At 63.0% G+C, this 914-nt stretch carries 1 protein-coding gene; it reads right to left on the reverse strand.

Features of this window, described 5'->3' with window-relative positions; translation table 11 throughout:
- On the reverse strand, positions 1-807 hold an 807-nt coding region (locus ACDA63_RS20130; RefSeq protein WP_373665086.1), incomplete at its 3' end, for an IS481 family transposase.
- Between the last annotated feature and the right edge of the window lie 107 nt (positions 808-914).

The raw sequence follows: 914 nt of genomic DNA on the forward strand, positions 1-914 counted from the left end.
GACCTTGCCGTTTGTCTGTGGACGGTAGGGGCGGGTTCGTCGGTGCTTGATGTCACCCAGAGCATCACGAAATTTGTGTGACCGGTAGCAGGATCCGTTGTCGGTCAACACATTTTGTACCGTGAAACCACACTCGTTGAACCAGGCGTTGGCGCGCTGCCAGAACGCTGCGGCGGTTTCTTTGCGTTCATCGGTCAACAATTCGGAGTAGACCAGCCTCGAGTGCGCATCGATCGCGGTGTGCAGGTAGTGATACCCGCGGGCCGGGTCGCCGTTCTTGGCGCGGACGCCACCGGTTTTGTCTTCTCGGGAGTTGCGCTTGCCCGATACCTTGCCGAGCTTTCGCCAGCCGCCCCCGGCGGGGATCTTGCCTAGTTTCTTGATATCGACGTGCACCAGATCGCCGCATGCCGCTGATTCCATCCGGCGAACAACCCGCCCGGTGGGGCGGTCAAGCCACCGCAGTTTGGCCAGACCATAGCGAGTCAGCACGCGGTGCACGGTGGAGGGCTGTAGTCCTAGCAGATAGGCGATGCGGGCCGGTCCCCAGCGGCGGATGACCCGGACTTTGATGATGCGCCGCTCGGTTCGTGTGGGTGTTCTGTTGGGGCTGTGGTGCGGTCGTGAGCTGCGATCGCTCATGCCGGCAGCGCCGAGTTCGCGGTAGCGGCCGGCCCAGCGAGCCGCCGTGCTCACCGCGACCTGGAATCGCTCGGCAGCTCGCCGCAGCGGCCAACCGTCCTCCACGACGCAGCGAGCCAGGCGCAGACGCCCGGTATCGGACAAAGGAGCATTACGGTGGGACATGAAGACCTCCGAGATGAGTTGGTGCGTTCCTCGACAGCTCGCACTTCACTCGGAGGTCTTCTTCATGTCACCACGCCACGCCGTACCTAACGTCCGTGGTCAGTACA

The sequence above is a fragment of the Uliginosibacterium sp. sgz301328 genome, assembly GCF_041807905.1.
In the GTDB taxonomy this organism is placed as follows: Bacteria; Pseudomonadota; Gammaproteobacteria; order Burkholderiales; family Rhodocyclaceae; genus JBGVSA01.